At 62.2% G+C, this 2263-nt stretch carries 3 protein-coding genes; 1 reads left to right on the top strand and 2 read right to left on the bottom strand.

Features of this window, described 5'->3' with window-relative positions; all coding sequences use genetic code 11:
• On the top strand, positions 1 to 516 hold a 516-nt coding region (locus EDE12_RS21625), incomplete at its 5' end, for a HEAT repeat domain-containing protein (protein WP_208326075.1).
• 34 nt (positions 517 to 550) lie between these two features.
• Here the strand turns inward: EDE12_RS21625 and EDE12_RS21620 are convergent.
• Both EDE12_RS21620 and EDE12_RS21615 read right to left on the bottom strand, forming a co-directional pair.
• Entirely contained in the window at positions 551 to 784 is a 234-nt protein-coding gene (locus tag EDE12_RS21620; protein WP_026597730.1) for a hypothetical protein, read from the bottom strand.
• Between the two features lie 2 nt (positions 785 to 786).
• Positions 787 to 2263: IS66 family transposase (locus tag EDE12_RS21615; RefSeq protein ID WP_134188312.1), on the bottom strand; the 1477-nt coding region annotated here is incomplete at its 5' end.

Below are 2263 nucleotides of genomic sequence, written 5' to 3'. Positions count from 1 at the left end.
ATTCACCGCGAACAGGACAGAGATGTCTTGATAGCGACGGTGTTCGCCTTTGGCCATCTCGGAAACCGTCGTTGCGAGGGTGCTCTGATCGGGCTGCGCAACCATTCTGACGACGACGTCCGCCACGGCGTGGCGTTCTCCCTCTGTGGTGCGACTTCGGATGCGGCGGTAGGCGCTCTGCTGGAGTTGATGGACGATCCATATGAAAGGGCGCGAGATTGGGCCGCCACAAGTATCGGCCAGACCGTTTCGATTGACGGCCCCGAGATTCGGGATGCGCTGCTGCGACGGGTAAATGACGCTGACGTCTTCGTAAGAGCCGAGGCGCTCCATGGCTTGGCTCGCAGGCGCGACGACCGCGTCGTGCCTTACTTGGTCGCCGAAATCTCGGCGGCGGGCGAGCACGAAGGACTCTTCGTGGACGCCGCCAAATCATATCTCGGCTTCAGCGTCGATCCCGACATGGATTCCGAGGCGCTCGCGAGATTGCTGCAATTGCCGAACAGGCAATCGTAAAGCAAGCGCTCATCGTGGACGCAGGATCCTCGCGTCAGCGCTCAAGGTGCGACTTCATCTCTTTGTGGATTTTGATGAGCTCGACGAGGTTCTCGACACCGAAGTCGGTGAAGGCCAGGATCTCGAGGTCGCCGAGGCCATAGACCCAGATCACGCCATCCTCGGGCTCCATTTCATTGGCGACGTCATGGAGGAAGTCGACGCTTTCGCCGAGCTGCGCAGCGATGCGATCGATGGTCGTGACGTGAGAGACCTTGTTGACGTGCATGGTCAGGCCGCCAGCGCCGGCGCGGCTTTATCCTTCTGGCTCCAGTTCCACGGCAGCAATTCATCGAGCCGATGCGCCGGATGCGCGGCGATGCGCGCGAGGACGTCGGCGAGCCAGGCCTGCGGATCGAGGCCGTTCATCTTCGCTGTGACGATGAGCCCATACATGGCGGCGGCGCGCTCGCCTCCGCGATCAGACCCGCAGAACAGCCATGATTTTCGTCCCAGAGCAATTCCGCGCAGTCCACGCTCGGCGGCATTGTTCGACACGCAAACGCGCCCGTCGTCGAGGAACAGCGTGAAGGCCGGCCATCGCTTCAGCATATATTGCATCGCTTTGGCGAGGTCATGTCCACGCGAGAGCTTGGCGAGCTGTTCGCGCATATAGCTTTCCAGCGCGTCGACGAGAGGTCGGCTCGACGCCCGGCGAACGGCGAGGCGTTCTTGCGCGCTCTTGCTGTTGATCGACCTCTCGATCTCGAACAGCGCGTCGATGCGGCGCACGATCTCCATGGCGATCGGCGACAGTGGAATCTCCTTTTTTCCCGCCGCCTTACGACGAACGTTCGCATCGATATCGGCCATGACGAAGAACGGGCGCCGCGCGTGCGCCCAACACGCCGCTTCGAGAATCGGACCAGGCTTGCGCTCCGCTGCATACAGCTTGTTGTAGCCGTCATAGGCGTCCGCTTGCAGAATGCCGAAGTAGTTCGCCAAATGGGTCTGCGGATGTTCGCCTTTGCGATCACGCGAGTAATAGAAAATCGCAGCGGGCGGTCCGGCGCCGCCGAAGGGCGCATCGTCGCGCACATAGACCCAGCAGCGGCCGGTGTCGGTTTTGCCCTTCGCCAGCACGGGCACGATCGTATCGTCGCCATGCAGGCGCTCGGCAGAGAGAACATGCTCTTCTATGAGAAGGCGCAGAGGCTCGAGCGCGGCGCAAATGGAGCCGATCGCATCAGCCATGGTCGACAAAGCGATCGGCGCACCTTCGAGCGCATAACGCTCCGCCTGACGGTTCAAAGGCTGATGCTGGCCGAACTTCTCGAAAGCGATCATCGCCAAAAGGCTCGGCCCCGCCCAGCCGCGCGGAACGACATGGAATGGCGCGGGCGGCTGCGTGATCTTCTCGCAGTCCCGGCAGGAGAACTTCTCCCGCACGGTCTCGATCACTTTCCACTGACGCGGCGTCGTTTCCAATGTCTGCGTCACGTCTTCGCCGAGCTTGCGCAGGCGCTGGCCGCCACAGCAGGCGCAGCTCGTCGGCGTCTCGATCATGACGCGCTCGCGCGGTAGATGTTCCGGGAATGTATTGCGATCCGGCCGTTTGCGCGTGAAGCCGGCGACCGCCGTCGTTTTCGCGACCGCCTGTTCCGCGGCGATCTCGTCTTCCGTCGCGCTCGCTTCCAGCTCTTCGAACATGAGCGCCAATTGCTCGAGAAGACGCGCCGACCGCTCCGATTTCTGCCCGTATATCTGG

The organism is Methylosinus sp. sav-2 (genome assembly GCF_004366495.1).
Taxonomy (GTDB): Bacteria; Pseudomonadota; Alphaproteobacteria; order Rhizobiales; family Beijerinckiaceae; genus Methylosinus.
Note: the sequence above shows the minus strand (reverse complement) of the source record. Positions and strands in the feature narration are given on the sequence as shown.